Source organism: Polynucleobacter sp. MWH-UH19D (assembly GCF_040409795.1).
Taxonomy (GTDB): domain Bacteria; phylum Pseudomonadota; class Gammaproteobacteria; order Burkholderiales; family Burkholderiaceae; genus Polynucleobacter.
Window position 1 is genome coordinate 1,704,962 of record NZ_CP099571.1, and the last position, 20,510, is coordinate 1,725,471.

24 protein-coding genes and 1 tRNA gene are annotated in these 20,510 nt (G+C 41.6%); 5 read left to right on the forward strand and 20 right to left on the reverse strand.

Annotated features, from left to right (window positions below; genetic code table 11):
* Nucleotides 1-4: 4 nt before the first annotated feature.
* Nucleotides 5-1,714 (reverse strand): M48 family metalloprotease, encoded by a 1,710-nt coding sequence (locus NHB34_RS08635; RefSeq protein ID WP_353427234.1) that lies wholly within the window; start codon nt 1,712-1,714, stop codon nt 5-7.
* 23 nt (nt 1,715-1,737) lie between these two features.
* Between NHB34_RS08635 and moaC the strand changes: the two genes are divergently transcribed.
* Nucleotides 1,738-2,211 carry a cyclic pyranopterin monophosphate synthase MoaC gene (gene moaC, locus NHB34_RS08640; protein ID WP_353427235.1) on the forward strand — a complete coding sequence of 158 codons (474 nt, stop codon included), beginning with the start codon at nt 1,738-1,740 and terminating at the stop codon, nt 2,209-2,211.
* A 56-nt stretch (nt 2,212-2,267) separates the two neighbouring features.
* On the opposite strand, the gene NHB34_RS08645 is transcribed toward moaC, so the two are convergent.
* From NHB34_RS08645 to NHB34_RS08705, 13 genes are all read right to left on the reverse strand, one after another.
* Nucleotides 2,268-2,786, reverse strand: a complete 519-nt coding sequence (locus NHB34_RS08645) for a pilin (RefSeq protein WP_353427236.1) — start codon at nt 2,784-2,786, stop codon at nt 2,268-2,270.
* 126 nt (nt 2,787-2,912) lie between these two features.
* The gene (locus NHB34_RS08650; protein WP_353427237.1) at nt 2,913-3,623 is read right to left on the reverse strand and encodes a TerC family protein; all 711 of its coding nucleotides are present in this window, start codon (nt 3,621-3,623) and stop codon (nt 2,913-2,915) included.
* A 103-nt stretch (nt 3,624-3,726) separates the two neighbouring features.
* Nucleotides 3,727-4,620, reverse strand: coding sequence for a succinate--CoA ligase subunit alpha (gene sucD, locus NHB34_RS08655; protein ID WP_173956421.1), 894 nt, complete (start codon nt 4,618-4,620; stop codon nt 3,727-3,729).
* Nucleotides 4,621-4,635: 15 nt separating this feature from the next.
* Complete coding sequence (gene sucC / locus NHB34_RS08660; RefSeq protein ID WP_353427238.1) at nt 4,636-5,805, reverse strand: ADP-forming succinate--CoA ligase subunit beta; 1,170 nt, start codon at nt 5,803-5,805, stop codon at nt 4,636-4,638.
* Nucleotides 5,806-5,990: 185 nt separating this feature from the next.
* Complete coding sequence (recX, locus tag NHB34_RS08665; protein ID WP_353427239.1) at nt 5,991-6,503, reverse strand: recombination regulator RecX; 513 nt, start codon at nt 6,501-6,503, stop codon at nt 5,991-5,993.
* Between the two features lie 4 nt (nt 6,504-6,507).
* Entirely contained in the window at nt 6,508-7,599 is a 1,092-nt protein-coding gene (gene recA, locus NHB34_RS08670) for a recombinase RecA (RefSeq protein WP_353427240.1), read from the reverse strand.
* A 118-nt stretch (nt 7,600-7,717) separates the two neighbouring features.
* Nucleotides 7,718-8,251, reverse strand: coding sequence for a DUF2878 domain-containing protein (locus tag NHB34_RS08675; protein ID WP_353427241.1), 534 nt, complete (start codon nt 8,249-8,251; stop codon nt 7,718-7,720).
* A gap of 60 nt (nt 8,252-8,311) precedes the next feature.
* A tRNA-Met gene (locus tag NHB34_RS08680) sits at nt 8,312-8,388 on the reverse strand.
* 139 nt (nt 8,389-8,527) lie between these two features.
* On the reverse strand, nt 8,528-9,289 hold the full coding sequence (locus NHB34_RS08685; RefSeq protein WP_353427242.1) for a DUF6339 family protein: 762 nt from the start codon (nt 9,287-9,289) through the stop codon (nt 8,528-8,530).
* Entirely contained in the window at nt 9,279-10,109 is an 831-nt protein-coding gene (locus NHB34_RS08690) for a hypothetical protein (protein WP_353427243.1), read from the reverse strand. Before NHB34_RS08690 ends, NHB34_RS08685 begins: the two co-directional genes overlap by 11 nt.
* Nucleotides 10,093-12,006 (reverse strand): hypothetical protein, encoded by a 1,914-nt coding sequence (locus tag NHB34_RS08695; RefSeq protein ID WP_353427244.1) that lies wholly within the window; start codon nt 12,004-12,006, stop codon nt 10,093-10,095. Before NHB34_RS08695 ends, NHB34_RS08690 begins: the two co-directional genes overlap by 17 nt.
* Nucleotides 11,978-12,997 (reverse strand): DNA (cytosine-5-)-methyltransferase, encoded by a 1,020-nt coding sequence (dcm, locus tag NHB34_RS08700; RefSeq protein ID WP_353427245.1) that lies wholly within the window; start codon nt 12,995-12,997, stop codon nt 11,978-11,980. The genes NHB34_RS08695 and dcm overlap by 29 nt, the downstream gene beginning before the upstream one ends.
* A 17-nt stretch (nt 12,998-13,014) precedes the next feature.
* A complete protein-coding gene (locus NHB34_RS08705) occupies nt 13,015-13,263 on the reverse strand; it encodes a hypothetical protein (protein WP_353427246.1) in 249 nt (82 codons plus the stop codon).
* Between the two features lie 115 nt (nt 13,264-13,378).
* On the opposite strand from NHB34_RS08705, the gene NHB34_RS08710 reads away from it, so the two are divergent.
* Entirely contained in the window at nt 13,379-13,681 is a 303-nt protein-coding gene (locus tag NHB34_RS08710) for a hypothetical protein (RefSeq protein ID WP_353427247.1), read from the forward strand.
* 245 nt (nt 13,682-13,926) lie between these two features.
* Nucleotides 13,927-14,271 (forward strand): hypothetical protein, encoded by a 345-nt coding sequence (locus tag NHB34_RS08715; RefSeq protein ID WP_353427248.1) that lies wholly within the window; start codon nt 13,927-13,929, stop codon nt 14,269-14,271.
* A 29-nt stretch (nt 14,272-14,300) separates the two neighbouring features.
* On the opposite strand, the gene NHB34_RS08720 is transcribed toward NHB34_RS08715, so the two are convergent.
* Together NHB34_RS08720 and NHB34_RS08725 are read right to left on the reverse strand one after the other, a co-directional pair.
* The gene (locus tag NHB34_RS08720) at nt 14,301-14,471 is read right to left on the reverse strand and encodes a hypothetical protein (RefSeq protein ID WP_353427249.1); all 171 of its coding nucleotides are present in this window, start codon (nt 14,469-14,471) and stop codon (nt 14,301-14,303) included.
* Between the two features lie 43 nt (nt 14,472-14,514).
* The gene (locus tag NHB34_RS08725) at nt 14,515-15,492 is read right to left on the reverse strand and encodes a hypothetical protein (RefSeq protein ID WP_353427250.1); all 978 of its coding nucleotides are present in this window, start codon (nt 15,490-15,492) and stop codon (nt 14,515-14,517) included.
* 110 nt (nt 15,493-15,602) lie between these two features.
* On the opposite strand from NHB34_RS08725, the gene NHB34_RS08730 reads away from it, so the two are divergent.
* Complete coding sequence (locus NHB34_RS08730) at nt 15,603-16,874, forward strand: tyrosine-type recombinase/integrase (RefSeq protein WP_353427251.1); 1,272 nt, start codon at nt 15,603-15,605, stop codon at nt 16,872-16,874.
* Nucleotides 16,875-17,010: 136 nt separating this feature from the next.
* Here the strand turns inward: NHB34_RS08730 and NHB34_RS08735 are convergent, their stop codons facing one another.
* Nucleotides 17,011-17,274: a hypothetical protein gene (locus NHB34_RS08735; protein WP_353428599.1), complete on the reverse strand. Its 264-nt coding sequence runs from the start codon at nt 17,272-17,274 to the stop codon at nt 17,011-17,013.
* The gene (locus NHB34_RS08740; protein ID WP_353427252.1) at nt 17,222-17,659 is read right to left on the reverse strand and encodes a DUF6641 family protein; all 438 of its coding nucleotides are present in this window, start codon (nt 17,657-17,659) and stop codon (nt 17,222-17,224) included. Before NHB34_RS08740 ends, NHB34_RS08735 begins: the two co-directional genes overlap by 53 nt.
* Nucleotides 17,660-18,667: 1,008 nt before the next feature.
* On the opposite strand from NHB34_RS08740, the gene NHB34_RS08745 reads away from it, so the two are divergent.
* Nucleotides 18,668-19,234, forward strand: coding sequence for a site-specific integrase (locus tag NHB34_RS08745; RefSeq protein ID WP_353427253.1), 567 nt, complete (start codon nt 18,668-18,670; stop codon nt 19,232-19,234).
* Here NHB34_RS08745 and NHB34_RS08750 read toward each other — a convergent pair whose 3' ends face one another.
* Nucleotides 19,235-19,576 (reverse strand): hypothetical protein, encoded by a 342-nt coding sequence (locus tag NHB34_RS08750; RefSeq protein WP_353427254.1) that lies wholly within the window; start codon nt 19,574-19,576, stop codon nt 19,235-19,237.
* 48 nt (nt 19,577-19,624) lie between these two features.
* On the reverse strand, nt 19,625-20,428 hold the full coding sequence (locus NHB34_RS08755) for a hypothetical protein (RefSeq protein WP_353427255.1): 804 nt from the start codon (nt 20,426-20,428) through the stop codon (nt 19,625-19,627).
* Between the last annotated feature and the right edge of the window lie 82 nt (nt 20,429-20,510).

Here is a 20,510-nt window from a genome sequence, read left to right on the forward strand (position 1 = left end):
AAGGCTAGCCGGGGAATTGTTTTCCTTGCTCTTTTAACTCATCTCGATACTGTCGCTGCATCTCCCGAAGACGCGCATCAATGCTGGAACTTTGATAAAAATCAGCACCACCCGCACTTCGCGCAATCTTGAGCTGCTCAATAGCAGAAGGCCAGGCACCCTCTAAAGCGTACTTTTCACCAAGAGCAAAATGACGCATCGGTACGTTTTTGGCTTGATCATAGGCATTGGAAAGCATGCTCCACCAGAGGATTTCGTTGGGCTGGGAGCGTGTACGCGCTTTTAACCAAGTAATGGCATCGTTTGTACGCCCCATCTTCAGTTCTGCATTGACCATAGCAGCACCAGCTGCGTATGACTGAGGATAAGCACGCAATGCATTTTGGGCAATTTGCAGCGCCTCTTCGCTGCGCCCTTTTGCTAGTGCCAACTCGGAAGCGGTAATTTCAAGCGACAAACTTTGACGCTGAATTGGTGAACCTGGAGCGCTTGCTTTTTGAGCTAAGTTGCGTGCCTGCTGTAAATCAGATTCGGCTTGATCCCACTTTCCTTGACGTTGCGCGATCAACGCCAAGCCATAGAAACCTTCCATTTGCTTACCAACCTGAGACTGTTTACTTAGGCTATCAAATGTATTTTTTAAATCGTAGAGGCCACTCGAGCTTCCCGCTTGCTCCATTCGGGCTCGCGCTTTAATGAAATAAAACTCCACAGCAGTGGGGACATTACGCGCTGGGACAGTACGCGCCCTGTCTTGCATATCTGCAATGCGATCCGTTGTAAGGGGGTGGGTGCGAACATAAGCAGGCACACCTTTATCCATAATGCCAGTTGCTTTTTGTAAACGCTGGAAAAATCCTGGTGCACCATTTACATCGTATCCACTAGCTTCCAAAATCTGAAATCCAATACGATCTGCTTCACGTTCTGCATCTCGCGAATAAGAAAGTTGATTATTGATGGCAGCAGCCTGACCGCCCTGCATTAAGCCTGCAGCAGCCTGAGGATTACGTGACATTGCCAAAGCGCCCAAGACCATACCAGCAATCGCAATCATCGTATTGGTGGTTTGCTTATCCATTTGTCTAGCCAAATGGCGCTGTAGCACGTGACCAGTTTCGTGCCCCATCACTGAAGCAACTTCGGAGTCTGACTCTGCGCTAACAATTAAACCCGTATGAAAGCCAATAAATCCACCAGGCAATGCGAACGCATTAATACTACTGTCTTTGACGGCAAATAATTCGAAGTTGTAGGCACCGCTACCTTGTTCATTAGCGCCACCAAGTTGTAACTTTTTAGCAGCCTGCAATAGACGCCGCTCCATTTGATTGAGGTAGTCGTAAATTGGTAAATCGTTTGAATAATCAGCATCAGGACGAATCTGACGCATGATCATTTCGCCATACTTACGCTCATCTACACGACTTAAAGCATCGCCGCCTGGATCACCCATATCTGGCAATACAATCGTGGGCTGACTTTGCAAGCCACTACGAGTTGGGGCATTTGCAGGCCGCGCATCCGGAGACTGCATGACACGATTAATATTTGAAATTGCTGCTGAATTACCCTCTACAGAAACATCCCCCGTTGTAGCGGGTCCAGCCGAATAAGCGGGGGAAGTAAAAGAACCCCATAAAGCCAATATAAGCTGACCCGCTACCAAGCGGCGCCAAATTGCGATTTTTTGTGGTGACTTTAGTTCTTTCATCCCTATATGGTAAAACTTATCCCATGAACAAACTAACTCATTTTGACGCCAGCGGACAAGCCCATATGGTAAATGTGGGGGATAAGCCCCACACCCATCGTATTGCGATTGCAACAGGCAAAATTACGATGCTCCCAGAAACCTTCAAAATGGTTGAGGATGGCACTCATAAAAAAGGTGATGTTCTTGGAATTGCCAGAATTGCGGGTATCCAAGCATCCAAAAAGACTTCTGATTTAATTCCACTCTGTCATCCACTCTCTTTAACCCACGTGAGCTTGGACTTTCAACTTGAACCCAAGACCAATAGCATTTGCTGCGAAGTTAGGGCAGAAACTACTGGGCCAACTGGCGTTGAAATGGAAGCCCTCACTGCAGTGCAAGTGGCCCTGCTCACAATCTACGATATGTGCAAAGCAGTTGATAGAGGAATGGTAATAGGTGAAGTAAAGCTACTAGAAAAGAGTGGTGGCAAGTCTGGTGAGTGGAAAGCTTAATAAAGTTATTTAAATAAACCACCGGATTGTTAGGTGGTTTATTAATTCTCACTAAATTATTTACTGATTCTGCACTCTGAAGGCAATAGTTGCGGTATTAGATTGGTTTGAGTAGACCTGCATGACCAACCTCCAGCCCAAGTTGCCCCCTCTGGTGCAGACAAATCAATTGGCTTGGGTGAATTTGCATCAGGCTCATTGGTAGGCACAAGATGCAAGGTATTTTTTCCTTCTGGCGCTACGCTAACCTGATAGTCAATGGCAATAGCACCGGAGGGTGTAATTTCAATTAATTTCACGCTTCTTGTTGGGGTAAAGGTGAATGAGCCATGGGTAGCTTCATCCATGGCAACAGTGCCACGACTAGCAAAGGCTTCCGTTACTGCGAGCTTGGCACTTGATGATAAGTTCATTCCCTCTACAACGCGAGTTCGAGCAATATAGTCTTGATACTGCGGGACAGCTACCGCCACTAAGATGCCAATAATGGCCACTACCACCATCACTTCAATTAATGTGAACCCAGCCTCGTGATGATCCCGAGTCACTTGAACTTCTTTATTGCATGCTTTCATATCATTTGCTCCTGAGGTCAAATACCTCATACTCCAGTCTATACCTCCTTTAAACAAGGCAATAGAAAATAAAAAAGCCAGCTTAATTCGCCGGCTTTTTCTGATTCCTTGGTATGGAAAAAATTACTACTTCTGGGCTTCTGCGTGGTTATTCTTTTTCTTCAAATAAGTGCCCACCAAAATAACAATAACAACACCGATTACCTCAAAGGCCAGTTTTGCATCGCCCAAAGCCTCTTGAATACTAGATTTAATTGCAGGGTCATCAACCAACATACCGCCAGCAAGAAGACCCAATAATCCAGCACCTAAGGTGATAATGATCGGAAAACGCTCCATAACTTTTAGCAACATTGCGCTACCAAAAATAATGAGCGGAATAGAAAGACCTAAGCCGATGATCAAGAGTAGCAAACGAGTTTCTTCTGGTCCTTTTTGAGCTGCTGCTGCCACTGCTAGAACATTGTCCAAGCTCATCACCAAGTCTGCAATCAAAATGGTGCGGATGGCCGCCCAAATACTAGACTCCGCCTTCATATCTTCCTCGCCGCCACTGTCTGCGAGCAATTGAATACCGATATAGAGCAAAAGAATACCGCCAATAATTTTTAAATAAGGCAGTGTTAGCAAAGCAACCGCAGTAATGGTTAGCACGATACGCAAAATAATCGCAGCAGCACTACCCCAAAAAATGGCTTGCTTTTGCTGATGTGGAGGTAAATTTCTTGATGCCAGAGCAATCACTACTGCGTTATCACCTGACAGCAAAATATTTGCAACGATAATTGATAGAAGCGCCGCCCAAAAGGTGGCGTCCGAAAATGCTGATAAATCCATGTTGTCTCCCTACGTGTTTTTATATTTTAATTTTGCTTTTCTTTTACTACTCAAACTACTAAAAAAGATACTGATCTCTCAGTATCTTTTTTTGGATTGCTAATTACAACATAGCCTTCAATAAAGCCGCCATTTCTGATGGGTTCTTTGTTACCTTGAAACCACACTCTTCCATTACTGCAAGTTTGGCATCAGCGGTATCAGCGCCGCCAGAAATCAATGCGCCAGCATGGCCCATACGCTTTCCTGGAGGAGCAGTTACCCCTGCGATGAAGCCAACAACGGGCTTCTTCATGTTTTCTTTGCACCAGCGGGCCGCTTCAGCTTCGTCTGGTCCACCGATTTCACCGATCATGATGACAGCATCAGTTTCTGGATCTTCGTTGAACATGCGCATCACATCAATATGCTTGAGACCATTGATTGGGTCACCACCAATACCAACCGCCGTGGATTGACCTAGACCAATTGCAGTTAATTGACCTACAGCTTCATAAGTCAAAGTACCGGAACGGCTCACAACACCAATGCGACCTTTCTTGTGAATATGGCCTGGCATGATGCCAATTTTGATTTCATCAGGAGTAATAATTCCAGGGCAGTTAGGGCCAAGCAATAAAGTCTTTTTGCCGCCCTTTGCTTCCTTGGCTTTCATCTTATTGCGCACTTCAAGCATATCGCGCACAGGAATACCTTCTGTAATGCAAATAACAAAATCAAGATCTGCGTCAACCGCTTCCCAAATTGCTGCTGCCGCACCTGGAGGTGGAACATAGATTACTGAGGTTGTTGCACCAGTTTGCTGTGCAGCCTCTTTTACAGTTGCGTAGATTGGAATATCAAAAATAGATTCGCCAGCTTTTTTCGGATTCACGCCAGCAACAAAACAGTTTTTGCCGTTTGCGTATTCCTGACATTTTTCAGTATGAAACTGACCGGTCTTACCAGTAATACCTTGTGTAATGACTTTGGTGTTTTTATTGATCAAAATAGACATATTGAAATTCCTGGATTATTTGTTTTTAGCAACAGCAGCAACTACCTTGGTAGCGGCTTCAGCCATGGAGTCAGCGCTAATGATTGGCAAACCTGAATCAGCAAGAATCTTTTTGCCGAGCTCTTCGTTTGTACCTTTCATGCGCACTACTAATGGCACTGTCAGATTTACCGCTTTACATGCTGTAACAACGCCATCAGCAATCACGTCACAACGCATAATTCCGCCGAAGATGTTGACTAAAATCGCTTCAACGCTCTTGTTTTTCAACATGATCTTGAATGCTTCAGTCACTTTCTCTGCTGTAGCGCCACCACCAACGTCCAAGAAGTTTGCTGGCTCACCACCGAATAACTTAATGGTGTCCATGGTTGCCATCGCTAAACCAGCACCATTCACCAAGCAACCAATGTTGCCATCTAATGAGATGTAAGCAAGATCAAATTTAGACGCTTCAATTTCAGCAGCATCTTCTTCATCAATGTCGCGATACGCCACGATTTCTGGGTGACGAAACAAAGCGTTTGGATCGAAGTTGAACTTCGCATCTAATGCCTTAATCTTGCCATTACCCTCAAGAATTAGCGGGTTGATCTCTACTAAGGATGCGTCAGTATCCCAATAGGTTTTGTATAAATTCTTAAACACATCACGAGCCATTGGAATAGATGCTTCAGGAACACCAATTCCTTTTGCCACAATGTCGCAGTCCGCATCGGTTAATCCTACCAATGGGTCAACAAACACTTTAATAATTTTTTCTGGATGTGACTCAGCCACTTCTTCGATATCCATGCCGCCTTCGCTAGAAGCCATGATCACATTCTTTTGTGTCGCTCGGTCTGTAACGATACTGAAGTAATACTCTTTTTTAATGTCTGCGCCATCTTCAATCAAGAGGCGATTTACTTTTTGGCCTTCAGGACCAGTTTGGTGAGTCTTGAGTTGCATGCCCAAGATTTCAGAAGCGTATTTTTTCACTTCATCCATGCTTTTAGCTAACTTCACGCCACCACCCTTACCGCGTCCACCAGCATGAATCTGAGCTTTAACAACCCATACTGGGCCGCCTAGTTTTTCTGCGGCTTTTACCGCCTCATCAACACTAAATGCAGGAATGCCGTTTGGAACAGGCACATTAAATTGGCGCAGAAGTTCTTTGCCTTGGTACTCATGAATTTTCATAATGACTCCGAAACGGTATCTTTTTTAGCAAGCGATGAGGATTTAAAACAATGTCGCCAAAATCCCATACTTACTCTGGAATAGCTAAATTAGCCAATTTTTGAATAAATACGAACGGCTTGACCGACTCTCTAAGTCTATCATGTTGCAATGCCGCAAATAGGGTTTTCTGATCCGTAATTGCCCTAATCAGGAGTCTGGCCACCAATAATCTTCGCCACCACGTCCAGACCAAATCCCTTGCTAGCCAAAAAACGATATTGCCTTGCGCGCTCCTTCTGGTCTTGCGCTTTTACCCCATACTTTTTAGACCAAAGTCCATAAGCACGCTCAAACTCCGTTTCCTTTAAATCAGCCAAGAGTTTGGCTGATTGCTTACTATCCACACCCGCCCTTTGCAGGTCCTCCTGAATTTTCCGGGCACCATAACGCTCACTACGGCGTCGCACTAACGCTTCTGCGAAACGCTCATCCGATAACCAGCCACGAGCTTCAAAATCATCAAGAACCGCCTCAATACTCAAAGCGCTTGCTTCTGAGGATGGCTCAACTTCAGTCAACCTCGCCCAACGCGCCTCAGATTCAGCAAGCTTTGCTCCTAAAGTTTTGCGACTGTATTCTCGCAAGGACAAAAGGCGCAAAGCCCGAGCTTTGAGACTCGGGCTTTGTTTCTGTTTTTTACTGCCAACTTCTGTCATCGAGTTATTCGACTTCCTCTTCCTCGCTTAGAACATCTGTCACTACCGCAGATCCAGCTTTGACACCCAACTTTTCACGGATTTTTGCTTCGATCTCTTTGGCGATGTCTGGATTCTCTTTCAAGAATTCACGCACATTGTCTTTGCCTTGACCAATACGATCGCCGTTATAGCTATACCAAGAACCTGATTTTTCAACGATATCAGCCTCAACACCCATATCGATAATTTCACCTTCTCTTGAGATGCCCGCGCCATACATGATGTCAAAAATAGCTTCGCGGAAAGGTGGAGAAACCTTATTCTTCACGACTTTCACACGAGTTTCATTACCAACAACTTCATCGCCTTTCTTGATGCTACCGATACGACGAATATCCAACCGCATAGAAGCGTAGAACTTCAACGCATTACCACCAGTAGTTGTTTCTGGAGAACCAAACATCACGCCGATCTTCATACGAATCTGATTAATGAAGATAACGGTTGTATTAGTACGCTTGATTGCCCCGGTAAGTTTGCGCAAGGCTTGGCTCATTAAGCGGGCCTGTAAACCTGGCAGAGAATCGCCCATGTCGCCTTCAATTTCGGCTTTTGGTACCAATGCTGCAACCGAGTCCACCACGATTAAATCAATCGAACCAGAACGCACTAATGCGTCTGCAATTTCTAAAGCTTGTTCGCCAGTATCGGGTTGAGAAATTAAGAGGTTGTTTACGTCAACACCCAACTTGCCTGCGTACTGAACATCTAATGCGTGCTCAGCATCAATAAATGCACAGGTGCCACCAAGCTTTTGCATCTCTGCAATTGCATGCAAAGTTAACGTGGTTTTACCGGATGACTCAGGTCCGTAAATTTCAATGACGCGACCACGCGCAAGACCACCAACGCCGAGCGCAATATCCAAACCCAACGAACCGCTCGATACCACCTGAATATCTTGACTAATTTCAGCATCGCCCAATCTCATGATTGAGCCTTTGCCAAATTGCTTTTCAATTTGCGCTAAAGCTGCTGTTAACGCCTTTTGCTTGTCTCCACTCATCCCCTCAAACTCTGAGGAGGCTGACTTTCTTTTCTCATCCAAGGCCATTTTTATTCCTTTTTCGCTTTGTATTGGGCTATTTCCCGAAGTTTTATCTACTTTCCAACAACTTAGGAGTTACTGTATATAAAAACAGTATCCTTTGCAAGCGACTTTTTAAAAGAATTTACGGATTTCCCACTAATCCATGCTCAATTGGGGTTCGATCCCAATAGAAAAAGAGCGGGATAGCTAGCGCCCAGATTACCCCAATCAGTATTAAACCGATAATTTGGCCACCAGACCCCCAGGATCCAGCCCCCAATCGAACGCCAGCCTCATAGGACATTGGACCGCAAATACCACCTAAAACAGCGCCCAGGATAGGCCTGCCTCGAAGCCAAGAGAGTGAGCCATTAATCGTAGTGGCTACCAATACCCATAAAACCCACATCCAGACCGGGGAAAGATAGCTGGTAGGCCAAGAATCCTGGAAATTCAAATAATCCAGCTGCACTAGAAGGGTGTCAGCAACAATGCCGAAAAGCAATGCCCGACTCAAAAGTCGTAAGGACTGCTTAGGTTCATTCAAATGCCATATGTGAAAGGCGATGTACGCCAAGGTCAGCGGGACCGTCCAAAAAACTTGATGGTTGGCTGCGCCCAAGACACAAGCAAACCAGCCAAGTTGGAAAAAAACAAAGTTCCAAAATTTAGCCATGAATGAATACTAAGGCAGCCCAAGAAAAAAGCCATTGCAGTACGCAATGGCTCTCGAATTTGGTGGCGAATCAGGGATTTGAACCCCGGACCTGCGGATTATGATTCCGTCGCTCTAACCAACTGAGCTAATTCGCCGAAGGTGTGATTGTAGCAAATTTCACTCCATATCGCTATGTGAAATAGTTTTAATTCTTTCGTCTTTGGAAACGGAATTTTCACGGTCTAGAAACGGTACACACCTTGCGCACAGAATTTGTCGTTTTAAACGACATTTCTATCCCACCTTAACTTCATAAGCCTCTTTGTAAATTGGCTTAAGAACTCTTACCAATGAATCTACATCCATTGCGGCTAAGTTGGATCTACCGCCCAATGTATCAACTTTCATCATGAAATTTCTAAAATTATCCCTCTTGAAAGGCGTACCAGATGTGTAGGCTTCATCAGTAATTTTAAGAATGGCGGTTGTGACATTAATTGCATTTGCTGAACTATTTCTCTCTAAAAGAGATGATCGATAGTCACTATTGAAAAATAGAATTTCAAAAACCTTATCGACAGAGAAAGCTGGTATGTTTTTAGCCATATATCCCATCCACCACAAGCGAGAGATAGCGTTATCTCTCATGCGACCACGGACTCCATTGGCAAACCAGTGACTTGAGATGTGATTCTGAATCTTTTCTTCGCTTGATGATTTGAATGGCCATCTTTCGTTTACATATCCTTTAAACAAGGAGAAACATAAAGTAACCCATAATCTTTCATCGGTTGCCTGGGCGGGTGTTAGTTCAGGCAAAATTTGAAGAATCAATTTACAGTTTTCGGTATCTCCATTTAATTCCTGAGTTGCCCCCTTTGGCATCACCAGAGTAACCTCAGTATTAACTTTGTAATTTGTTGTCACAAGAGACAAATGCAATTCATCACACAAATCATCAAATGACAGTTCCAGTAATGCTGGATTCGCCAAGAGAGATCTCTTGAGCTTTAGTACGCTCTCAGTTTTTAAAACGCTATATAAGTTATCCGACATTTCTAATCAACCTTTGTACGCCATATTTGGCAACTAGTTTTTGTGAATTTATGCAGAGTTCATTGAAATCACTCTCTTCGCTAATATGCACACCGAGAGTTTCGAGCTTTAACTTCAAGGCCCTTACCCACTTATATCCATCAGCGTCTTCATTTTTAATGATGTATTCCAAGGCTGCATGTATACAGTCTTTATATACAGACATTGCCAACATAGGAGCCTTATCCCGCTCCTCCCTACATACATCCCAAACATGTCGGAATTTTTTACCCATCAAAATGATGATCATGTCTTGCTCAAGACTAAAGCGATAAGTCTCTTCTGGAATTTCAGTTGATGTCTCAACCCTAACCAATGATTCAAACTGCAATTTATCAAATTCAATGTATCGAATTTGCGGATCATCGATTGCCATAATGTCACCCGTTTGAAGTGCGAATGGCTCTTCGCCAAACTCTTCATTCAAGTCTTCAGATTGAAAACTTTGAATATTCTGGGAAACAATAACCAAAGGAGTAAACGTAACTTTTCCATATAACTGGCCCGTCTCAAAATCGATTTGCCCATCATTGCCAACTAAAAATACTTTTCTAAATAAAGTGTCGGAGCAATGGACATCAATTGCATAAGATGCCTTCTTGGCTACAATCAACTTTTGAATGTCATCGTTAGATAATAAAAAGCTATAGTCGAGAATGACATGCTCTGCTGGGCCCGCCATCTCCTTACGTGTATCCATCGTTGATTGAAACTCCGAGTCTAGATAATCATCACCTCGACCCAAAATTGGATATGGAAATGCCTTAATTATTGACTTCATGTGCCTCAGCCTCTATCGCAAAATCTACAGTCTTATCCGCAAAGGTTACTAATACATATTCCCTTTGCCCGCTAATTAGTTCAACGTCTATCGCAGTGACTGGCTTGTTATTAACTATCAAGCTAATCGGCTCACTTCCAATCTCACCAGATTTTTTAAATCTAATCGACGCCAAACCTGTTATAGGAGAATCAAAGTAAATATAGGCTTGGTTAGAACCTGTCGCCCGCATCCTCAAGTTTTCTAACTTCTGATAATTTTTGGGTAGCCCTCCATGCGTCGGAGAAGATGGCCCAACAATCTTTTTACCCCCTTTTGGATCTGGCAAGTTGCCCCCCTTACCTTTTCGCTTCTTATTGCCGCCTCTAAGGCCACGCCCATCCATTTCTTCAGGGTCGCCATCACCCGCTTTGGGTTTATCTGAAGGAGTCGGTTTTGGCTTAAATGAGTAGTTTCCATTAGCTATCTGAATTGAAGCACCACGCTCTAATGTGCCACTACCTTCTTCTGGATTCTCAGAGATTTCAGAAAAAAGATCTTGGAGCTCATCTACAGTCACGCGATCTGTGGATGAATACTCTGCAAAACGTTTAAGTAGATCCCTTACAGCATTAGAAAATGTGTAATATTTTTTTTCGGCTTCTTTACGTTTTTGTAAATTGTCAATCCGATCAAATGCAAAATTATTATGCTCGGGATTTTCAAGTGTTTTCAGGGTTTCAGACCCATCCCCAGTTACACAAACAAAGAAATCAAAAGGCTTCAAATTTGGAAATCTCTGCAACGCCGGTGCGGATCTTGTTATCAACATTCCATTTTCGCGAGCAATCGCTACTGAACGCCCTTCAACATCTTCATTCATCCTTATGTACCAATCAATTCTTCCGAATTTAGGTATCTGTTGCTCGCCCTTATGAGTACTATTAACAACGGTTTCAATTGCCTGGAAACAATCTAACAAATAATCTTTATTAACCTCATCAAACTCTTGGCTCAATCTATCTTTGTAGTACTGATACTTTTCTTCGATATTTTGAGAATTTAATTCCTCGTCTTCACCAATCTTGACGATTAAACTTCCTTTACGAATTGCATAGAAAAAGTTTGCTATTGCAGTAATAACAATAGAAGGATACGAATTCAAATTAAAAATAGTATGTGGAACAAAAATACTTGTACCTGTATTTTTTGAGAACTTTTCTCTAATATCTATTGCCCATTGCGGTATATCTAAGCCATCCAATGGAAGGCAGCCCGCAGGTATTCCATAAAAACCCGTTCCTTGAGTCATTTCATGTTCAGTTTTGTTGTAAGACTGAAGGATGCTCTTACCCTGAAACCTATAAACGTGCTGATTATTTTGCTCAATTTTCGTCAAATAAAAGAGTGCGCGAACATTGCTATTTGCAAAAGGTGCTTTAGAACCATGTCCAAATGACCCCAATGATGAAGCTGAAGTCTTTTGACTTAAGCCTGCACCCTTAGTCAAAGCGAACCATGCTCCATTAGGCCCGCCAATTGGGCCAGTTAATCCAGTCGTATTACTGTCGTGTATGCACAAAAAATTAATTTTCTCTTCATCATTAATTAGTTTGATTGCGCGATCATAAAAATCAACAGCAGGATCGAGGTTTTGTTTCTTAGCAGTAGCTTTTGCTTGAACAAGATGCTCCTCAAGCTCCGATACCTCTGGAACATCTTTTTTATCGATGCTAACTATATTGAATGAGACTGTAACTGGTTCAGTTCTCATCAATCCTGCATCTAAGCTGTTTTGAACAATTTCTCTCACGAGAGATGAAAGTCGATGCCCTTTAAAAGTGTCTATCCCAGAATCATTAAACCCTGCGGCTAGACCCCCTTGGTTATCAGGAAAGTACCATTTCGCCTTTGACATTTTCTTCCTCTAATATTGTTTGAATAATTTTTTTAAATATTTCATCTGCTACATCTGTACAAATTGCATTTCCGATCATTGAAAGTTTTGAGCTTTCTGAAATTCCAGCTGGAAACTCAAATTCCTTCTTTTCAATGCATTGCAACCTCATCAACTCATCCACACTTAATTTACGAACACCAAAGTCATCGACTAAAAAAGGCACGTTATGGCCACCACCGCCCATATTGGCGGTTAATGTAGGGCAAACATTTTCAGGACATGAACGAGCATCCACACGTCGAATTTGAAAGAGCCTATTTGTCCCATCCAATTCGGCGTTTCTTCTAATCATCCTTGCATATTTGTTCTCTTCATCAAGATAGAGTCTTGCTTCGCTTCTTTTATCTTTGTTGATGTATTTCCATAGATTTTTTTTACCCTTTTTTACTTCTGGAAATATGAACTTATTTTTCTTAAAATATTTTGAGTGTGTAGCAACTATGAATAATCTCTCTCGTCTTTGTGCTGTATCCCCGATTTCATAGCTATCCAATATTTGGGCGTTATTAATATTGACCCAGTAACCGGCCTTTCTAAGTTCATTGATTACGACTCGCAATCTTGCCCCGCCATCAAATAACTTCAAATTTGGAACGTTTTCAAGCAATAACACTTTTGGAGGGTTTGCCATTTCCCCGCAAATTCTTGGAATCTCAAAAAACAACTTCCCACGCTCGTCATCAAAACCTAGATTTTCACCAGCCACTGAAAATGATTGGCAGGGAAACCCCGCAGACAAAATATCTATAGTTTCATTTAACTCGGGGAACTCCGATGGACAAACTTCTCTTACATCCCCCATAAACACAGTAGATGATGGGAAGTTGTGCCGTAGCGTAAGACAACAAGCATCATCCATTTCGTTTATAAAAACGGTTTCAACGCCGTTTCTTTGGGCAGCAAGAACAAATCCCCCCAATCCGGCAAAAAGAGCTACATGTCGATACATTCAAAAAACCTTTAATTCTATTTTTTAGACTTATTTTTAAAGGTAAATGCTACCTGGCTTTCAGCTGAACCTGACTTATATCTCTGTTTTGCGTTTTTCATTTCAGACTCAAGGGCATCAAACATCTCTTTTACATGCTCTTCGCTGTATGAATAATTTCGCGTATCACTTAGGTTTCCAATAAGCCTAATTCGATTCATAGCTTCTGATACCCTTTTCTGGGCCAGGCGCTCAAACTTCTCATACTTCTCAGTATCTTTAGTCATATTTTTCCTTCCAGTGTTACTACAAATTTGATATATTTCTGTAATATATCATAAAATTATACTTAGATATAGAAATATTCATAATATATTTTTGCAATATTAAGGATATAAGTACATGAAATTATTACCTTTTTTCACAATACTATTTGCAACATTCGGGGCATATGCTCAGCCTTACAACCTAAATAGCTCCCCATACAACATGGAGAACTCGCCCTACAACATGGAGAACTCGCCCTACAACATGCGAAATAGCCCTTACAACATCGAGAACAGTCCATACAACTTAAATTCAACAAATGGGGTTTACGACAATTCTGGCAATCGCATTGGTTATGAAGTTAAAGCCCCAAGTGGGGTTACAAACTATTTTGACAATAGCGGAAACAGGATTGGGTATACCCCAGCAAAAAAATGATTGCATCCCTAGTAATTGCTATTGCTTTGGCGACAATCAAGCCCGAACCCGTCTTGATACGTAGCGCAATTGATCTTTCAAGAATCATTGGACTACCAAGAATGAAGTCTTTTGATAAGCATATTTTGAAAACTGTCTACTTAAATGAAATGGATTCAAGTCAGACCTATCAATCCAATACAAGACGAGAATTTTTTAATAATTATTTCAGAATAAGTGCAACAAGAATTAGGTAAGGAGAGAAGATGCGTGACTATACATACATAGATGGCTATCGATTCACAATCTGGAACATATATCGTAGCAAACGCTTTGATATTGACCGTCTAGATATAAATTTTGCTGATAAAGAGAAGCCTAACTTTGTCAGAGGATTGAGGGTGGTAGATCACAACGAATCGGAAACTTATTTACTTCATGGAGGAGATGCTGACAATCTAAGCTACAGCCTGTGTTACCTTCATCATGAGAACAAAGAAAATATTCCAGATTATTTTGATGAATACCTAATTCAAGCCACTTCCAAAAAAGAATATCTTGTCCATAAATTATTTGAAGAAGAGAAACCATTAGAAGTTGCCGTTCATTAGCCCTTCAATAAATGTCGTTTTAAACGACGTTATTTGCGCTTTCGATTTCTACGCTCAAACTCAATAGCCCCGTCCAATATCGCTTTTTGTTTCTCAGCCTCTTTATGACGATTAATTAAGTCTTTGCCTGTAATGACCGATTTGTCATTTAGCAGGTCATCTAAAGTCTTTTTAATCTTCTTCGATTCGCTTGTGAGCATTTTTAAATGCTAATAAAGACTTGGGGTAATGTCTACTGTCGTTTTAAACGACAACTTTAGACTTTCTTTTTCGACTTACACGCAATCTCAAATTAATATAAAACTTTCTTATGCGAATTAGCCAATTAAGCAGATGAAATAAGGCTTTTGGGAATACATTATCCAAGAAGACAAGCAATATCAAGCTATGTACAAGTAATAAAAAATCACTTCCTATTAGATTTCCAAGATACGTATCCTCATCAACTGGCAGCATCATCCAACAAAAAATTGCCACGACTACTGCAAAAAGAATAATTACTCTTTTTGAGGCTTTATATCCAGCAATTTCTAAAAAATCCGTGCCAGTCACCTTAAGACTATTTTTGGAATAGCCGTCAAAGTAAGTCATTCTCTCTAAACTTTCGTCGAGAGTTCTTCCAAAGCATCCTTCCAAAAGGAATTTGACGGAATTTATCAGCACATCTAATAGCTTGGTAATAAAACCTGAAACAAAAGCCTTCGATCTCAGGCCAATCCCTTTAACAAGATGCACTGAATCAATATGAGCCTCAAATAAGGTAACTAAAATTTTTACGCCTGGAACCAGCTTGTATGCATCATCTACAAAGCAGTCCTTCTCTGAATCATAAAAATAAGACCCAATTAAATCCAAATCCATTGGTTTTGGAGTAGAAAAACTTATGGCAACAGAATCTTTAGTGGGGCAACTAGGATCATCATAGTCATAGTCAATATTTTTAGTCCTATATTTACTCATTACCGCAATACGAAATCTAAGCGGTATGTACCTATCTCCTTTTAATTCAAACCTATTCTCATACACGGCCCAAATAACGGCTATGTTGTCTGGATTTCCCTTCTTATCCTTTGCTGGCTTGTATCTAATATCATTGGGATAATTTTTTTGAATCGAAAATCCGACCTTAGCATCGGTTAGCAACGTAGGGTCATCAAAGCCTGCGAAATTAATGTCGCCAAACTTATCTAAAAATTCTTGGGAATTTTGAAGGTATGCCATAGCCTAATTATGAGCGGCATTTAGAAATGATGCTGTAATTTTTATCCTGCATTTTCTGGTTGCCCAACTCTACACACCGAAATTAAGCTATGTTTTTCGCCACAAAAAACATGCTTAAAGAAACAGAAGTGCTTGCCCTTTTCTTTCAAAGCGCCTCTACCTCTGAAAAATCACCCCAACTCAAATACCTAGAAAACTTAGCTACTGGCAAGCTAGTACATATGAGGGATGGCAACATCACTTTGTATAAGCGAGAGCGCAGTAAACAGTGGCAAATGCGCTTTAGGCTTTATGACAAAAAGTGGCACAGAGTCAGTACAGGCTATGAAGATCTGGAATACGCCAAAAAGAAAGCTGGCGATATTTACGATAGAGCCCGCTTTATGGAAGAGCTGGGATTGCCACCCCTCAATAAACGCTTTGATTCAGCTGCAGAGTCAACCAAGATAGAACTACAAGGTGATTTAGATAATGGCGTAGGCAAAAAGATCTATGTAGATTACATCGCAGTAATTGATAACTACCTGATTCCCTTCTTTGGCAAGAAACACTTAACTAACATTAACCACCAAGATATTGCTGAATATGAAGTATGGCGAGCAGACAAGATGAAACGCAAGCTCATGCGCTCAACCATGATGACGCACTTCTCCGCATACAACAGAGTGTTTGATTCAGCAATCAAGCGTGGCTGGCTAAGCGATAAACACGCCGTACCTAGACTGGGTACTAAAGGGGAGAAAAGCACTCCGAGGCCAGCCTTTACTAGAAAAGAAATTGACTACTTGCTGGAATTCTTAAAAACCTGGAGTCAAGGCGGCAAAAATCAAGAAGCTCACCAAGGCAGGCTATTGCTTCGCGATTACATCGAAATATTGATGGCCACAGGAATGCGCCATGGTACAGAAGCATTTAACATCCAATGGCGCCATTTAGAGTGGCATACAGATAAGAGCGTTAGATACTTACGCATATGGGTGAATGGCAAAACAGGCGCTCGCTGGCTAATTGCAAGACACGAAGCTGTTCCAGTAATAGAGCGACTTAAAGCTCGCTTTACAGAATGGGATCACTTAACGCTTGATCAATTGCTTGAAGAAAAGCGTGAAGAGTTTGTATGGCGACATCCTAATGGTGAGCGCCCATATGACTTTGTGAGCAGCTTTAAGTGGCTTATGAAAGACTCTGGATTATTGCTATCGACTACAGGGCATAAGCGCACCATGTATAGCTTCAGACATACCTACGCTACCTTTAGCTTAGTGGAATGGGGCATGGATATTCATACGCTAGCAAAGCAAATGGGCACTTCCGTACAAATGCTGGAACGCTTTTACAGCAAACTAACTGCAACGCTAGCAGCTGAGAAACTAGCGGGATAGGAACCATTTAAAATGGCTCTTGCATAGTTAATCAGGTAAAACTTAATTCAGATTGATCAACTGTAAAAATCAGCGATTTTGAATCAAATGACCGAATTATTGAGTAGTCAAAATCAAGTGGGATCTAAAAAAGTAGTTAAAGCACAACTTTCTGTGCGCTTAATTTTTTGATCTTAGCTTGAGCTTTTTGAATTTGTTGCGCTTTACGCTCTGTATCCAATGCTTGCTTAGCAATTTGAGCATTACGCTTAAGTGAGTTAATGCGGGCTTGTGAAGGCGTCAATGGTTTAGTAGGTTTGAATTCGTAAAAGCGCATACGATTATTTATATGCGCCTTTACATGACCACTACTTACCAAATCCAGCACGAACGGCACCACTGGCTTGCTCAATTTGAGCATCAAGCTCTCCAGCCTCTACCGCTCCCTTAATAATTTCTAAAGCCTTAATAAGTTCATCTGCAGAGCTTACCTCTACAGCAGTTTTGCCTTTGGCAAACTCAATCACTCTGGCGCCATAGCGAACATTTAAACAAACTTTCCCATCTTGGGCGACAAACCACCATGGACGAACACGTTTTTGATGCTCTACCATCTTTCTCGAACCATCAAGATCTTTTACTGACTTGAATTTCTTTACCGTAAATGTATTTCCTTCGCGCTGGGCTTTTGCAAGCTGTATCTGTTCCCAGACTTTTGTAGAAAGTTTATTTCGACGCTGCAAGATTGGCGGGATAGAAGTTGGCTTTTTGGAATTAACCATTTTCAAACTATTTAATGTGCTCATTGCATTTCTCCTTTGTAGTTAATGGGCACACTTAATTTATGGTCACAAGTTTTGGTTGGACAACCTCTTTTTGCCAATATCTTCCAAAACCAAAGGATTTAAGCCAGATCTACTCTTCTTTCATTAGATTTCGCTAAATAACTTTAGTAACAGGCAAATAACCGCCCTGTACTAAAGTTACTACTGATATGAGTAGCGGCACTCAGTTGTTATGCCGCCCTAAACCTGGACATTGGTGATCGCAGGGATGGAAATTCTGAGCAGTAGCAGAGACTTGTTATCACTACCCCTAGATGCCATTGGACTTGCTATCCAATTGATACAAGAATATTTCAGCACAAGACGATAGCTAACGCTATTGCGTCACGAGCAAGCCCTGCCATACACAGCAACTTGCAAACATTACAACGGTAGCCACTTACTGCTGTTGTAAATGTTGCGTTTCATTTCAACCGCACGTAAAAGGAGATCGCGAAACCGCCCTAACCAATTTGGTTGTGCCATAAGTGGTGTAGTAAAGAACTCAACAAAAGAACTTTTCTATAACTGAGCCTGTTGCTTAAGGCTCAGTGTAGGTTGAATCTAACAAAAGTAAAAAACAAAAAGAAAGAAAAGTGTGAGCGAGAGCGATACACAGGCGAACTGAAGTTCGCCATTAATTAGTGGCATCGGTCAAAAATCACCACCCTGAAATGATAAGTACTCCACCTAAATTTTTTGCAGCTCAATTTTTAATTGACAAAAACCCATTTGGACTTCAAATCATTCGTTTAAGCGGTGATCTAACTAACTCGCATACATGGGTAGCTGAGGGGTAAATATGTGCGCTTATGTGAAGGATTTAGCCGTGGCATTTACGCCACGAAATGTAATAGAAGCACGAAACTATTACATTTAGAGATAAGTCATTGATTTTTGGAAAGATCTTGTAAGTCAGATTTCGGTTGCTCAAACCAAACCTAAGAAAACATACTGTAGTTGCTTATTTATTACATTTTGGAGCTACTTATGTCACAAGCCAAAACATTAAATGCAATAGAACTACGCAGAGTCCTAGATCACATCGCTACACGCAAGCATTCAGCCCGTAATCGATGCGCCCTGCTTTTAACTCATTACGCAGGAATGCGAGTGGGGGAAGTTGCAGCATTACGCATTTGCGACGTTTTGAACGACAGCGGCACGATTAAAGATGAAATCCGCTTAAAACCAGAACAAACCAAGGGAAAATATGCCAGAACTGTGTATATCAATGCCCGCATGCAAAAGGAGATTGCTCATTACATCAAGCTATTACACATTACTGATACAAGCAAGCCTTTGTTCTATACACAAAAACGAGCTGGGTTCTCAGCCAATACGCTTACACAGTACTTTCACTTCTTATATAGACGTGCTGGACTTGAGGGCTGTAGCTCGCATTCAGGAAGAAGATCATTTTTAACTTCCTTGGCGAATAAAGGGACAGCCATACATATATTGAAGTCGCTGGCGGGTCACCGCAATATTAGTACGACCGCAGGATATTTGTACTCAAGTCCAGATCAAATGAAAGCGGCTGTAGAGCTTGTTTAGTTATTTGGCCTTACCAATATCAACTACAACCTTACCCGTATAGCCTTCAATTACTTCGGTATTTTTTGAATCAAGAGTTAGCTCTGGATAATCGGTAAGAATGCTATGGCCATACCAAGTACAAAACACTTTTTTTGTAGCTTTGCCTGATTTAGACACTTTAATATCGCGGCCATTAACTACAGCAAAAATGCCATCTATTGTTGCAGAGCGATATTTGGCATTTTTCACCTTTATTACTGTAACTCCGCTCAATGTCTTTGACTTGGTGGGCTTAGCTAGAGGATCTTTATGTGGGCATTTTTTGTCATTCCACTTCGGTGCTTTTAGATAAAAGTCCATACAAACTCCTTTAACTGTCATTAATTGCTATAAGAATATCAAAGTACTCTATAGATTGGGCTTTTTTAATCGCTTTTGCGTAGTAGTCCATTCATGGGGATCTGTACATGGAAAACGAAGCTCTGTTGCATGAGCCATTAAATTTCTTACCTGCTTCAGGATATCGCTTGCTACATTTGCAGCTTCAACTCGAAGATCTTCTGGAACATCAACATTCTTTAATAACCCCTTGAAGAGCTTTGGATGCAGCTCCATTTCTTTTGCAAAGTTATATAACTTAAAGTTTTTTTGATCTTTTTGTTTTTCATATTCACGATAGACCTGAAGCCATCGCGAAATAGTCTGATAACTTAGTTTTGATTCTCGATACTGGTGAGCCTCAGCAGTACTGTGATCCCAACGATCCTTGCTCTCAGAATAATAATCACTGTGCTGTTTTAATATTTCATCAAATTGCTCTCTTAATGCTTTTGGGTGAAGATTTAGAGGCACTTCTATTTTTAATACGGGTGGTTTTTTGCCACTTGCTAATGCTTGAACTTTTACAGTTGGCTCGATAATGGTTAGGGGTTGATATGGAACTGATTCAGAAAAGATCTTATAACCAACTGTTTTCCACCACGAAGTAAAGTCAAGATTACGCAAATCTCCAAACTTTTCCCAGACCTCTTCTGCGGCAGCACTCTTAAAAACACCGGTCACGGTAGACTCGCGATACCAAGGGGAAATTTGAAGCGCATCAAACCATGCCTCATAAAGTGTGCCCTTTGCTAATTTTGCAGAGCTCTCAATAGTCTGTGGAAAGATCCTATCTTCGGCAGAAAGGCCTTTTAAGAAAAATTTAACTGCCATTTAGGTTCATCCCATCTTTTCTTAATCCCTAAATTACCCAACCCCAAATTTGGATAATCATCCCACTTCATATTACGACATC

What these genes read in the sequence shown, in the direction of transcription:
- NHB34_RS08635 (WP_353427234.1), bottom strand. Translation starts at nt 1,714, where the DNA reads ATGAAAGAACTAAAGTCACCACAAAAAATCGCAATTTGGCGCCGCTTG.
- moaC (WP_353427235.1), top strand. Translation starts at nt 1,738, where the DNA reads ATGAACAAACTAACTCATTTTGACGCCAGCGGACAAGCCCATATGGTA.
- NHB34_RS08645 (WP_353427236.1), bottom strand. Translation starts at nt 2,786, where the DNA reads ATGAAAGCATGCAATAAAGAAGTTCAAGTGACTCGGGATCATCACGAG.
- NHB34_RS08650 (WP_353427237.1), bottom strand. Translation starts at nt 3,623, where the DNA reads ATGGATTTATCAGCATTTTCGGACGCCACCTTTTGGGCGGCGCTTCTA.
- sucD (WP_173956421.1), bottom strand. Translation starts at nt 4,620, where the DNA reads ATGTCTATTTTGATCAATAAAAACACCAAAGTCATTACACAAGGTATT.
- sucC (WP_353427238.1), bottom strand. Translation starts at nt 5,805, where the DNA reads ATGAAAATTCATGAGTACCAAGGCAAAGAACTTCTGCGCCAATTTAAT.
- recX (WP_353427239.1), bottom strand. Translation starts at nt 6,503, where the DNA reads ATGACAGAAGTTGGCAGTAAAAAACAGAAACAAAGCCCGAGTCTCAAA.
- recA (WP_353427240.1), bottom strand. Translation starts at nt 7,599, where the DNA reads ATGGCCTTGGATGAGAAAAGAAAGTCAGCCTCCTCAGAGTTTGAGGGG.
- NHB34_RS08675 (WP_353427241.1), bottom strand. Translation starts at nt 8,251, where the DNA reads ATGGCTAAATTTTGGAACTTTGTTTTTTTCCAACTTGGCTGGTTTGCT.
- NHB34_RS08685 (WP_353427242.1), bottom strand. Translation starts at nt 9,289, where the DNA reads ATGTCGGATAACTTATATAGCGTTTTAAAAACTGAGAGCGTACTAAAG.
- NHB34_RS08690 (WP_353427243.1), bottom strand. Translation starts at nt 10,109, where the DNA reads ATGAAGTCAATAATTAAGGCATTTCCATATCCAATTTTGGGTCGAGGT.
- NHB34_RS08695 (WP_353427244.1), bottom strand. Translation starts at nt 12,006, where the DNA reads ATGTCAAAGGCGAAATGGTACTTTCCTGATAACCAAGGGGGTCTAGCC.
- dcm (WP_353427245.1), bottom strand. Translation starts at nt 12,997, where the DNA reads ATGTATCGACATGTAGCTCTTTTTGCCGGATTGGGGGGATTTGTTCTT.
- NHB34_RS08705 (WP_353427246.1), bottom strand. Translation starts at nt 13,263, where the DNA reads ATGACTAAAGATACTGAGAAGTATGAGAAGTTTGAGCGCCTGGCCCAG.
- NHB34_RS08710 (WP_353427247.1), top strand. Translation starts at nt 13,379, where the DNA reads ATGAAATTATTACCTTTTTTCACAATACTATTTGCAACATTCGGGGCA.
- NHB34_RS08715 (WP_353427248.1), top strand. Translation starts at nt 13,927, where the DNA reads ATGCGTGACTATACATACATAGATGGCTATCGATTCACAATCTGGAAC.
- NHB34_RS08720 (WP_353427249.1), bottom strand. Translation starts at nt 14,471, where the DNA reads ATGCTCACAAGCGAATCGAAGAAGATTAAAAAGACTTTAGATGACCTG.
- NHB34_RS08725 (WP_353427250.1), bottom strand. Translation starts at nt 15,492, where the DNA reads ATGGCATACCTTCAAAATTCCCAAGAATTTTTAGATAAGTTTGGCGAC.
- NHB34_RS08730 (WP_353427251.1), top strand. Translation starts at nt 15,603, where the DNA reads ATGCTTAAAGAAACAGAAGTGCTTGCCCTTTTCTTTCAAAGCGCCTCT.
- NHB34_RS08735 (WP_353428599.1), bottom strand. Translation starts at nt 17,274, where the DNA reads ATGCTCAAATTGAGCAAGCCAGTGGTGCCGTTCGTGCTGGATTTGGTA.
- NHB34_RS08740 (WP_353427252.1), bottom strand. Translation starts at nt 17,659, where the DNA reads ATGAGCACATTAAATAGTTTGAAAATGGTTAATTCCAAAAAGCCAACT.
- NHB34_RS08745 (WP_353427253.1), top strand. Translation starts at nt 18,668, where the DNA reads ATGTCACAAGCCAAAACATTAAATGCAATAGAACTACGCAGAGTCCTA.
- NHB34_RS08750 (WP_353427254.1), bottom strand. Translation starts at nt 19,576, where the DNA reads ATGGACTTTTATCTAAAAGCACCGAAGTGGAATGACAAAAAATGCCCA.
- NHB34_RS08755 (WP_353427255.1), bottom strand. Translation starts at nt 20,428, where the DNA reads ATGGCAGTTAAATTTTTCTTAAAAGGCCTTTCTGCCGAAGATAGGATC.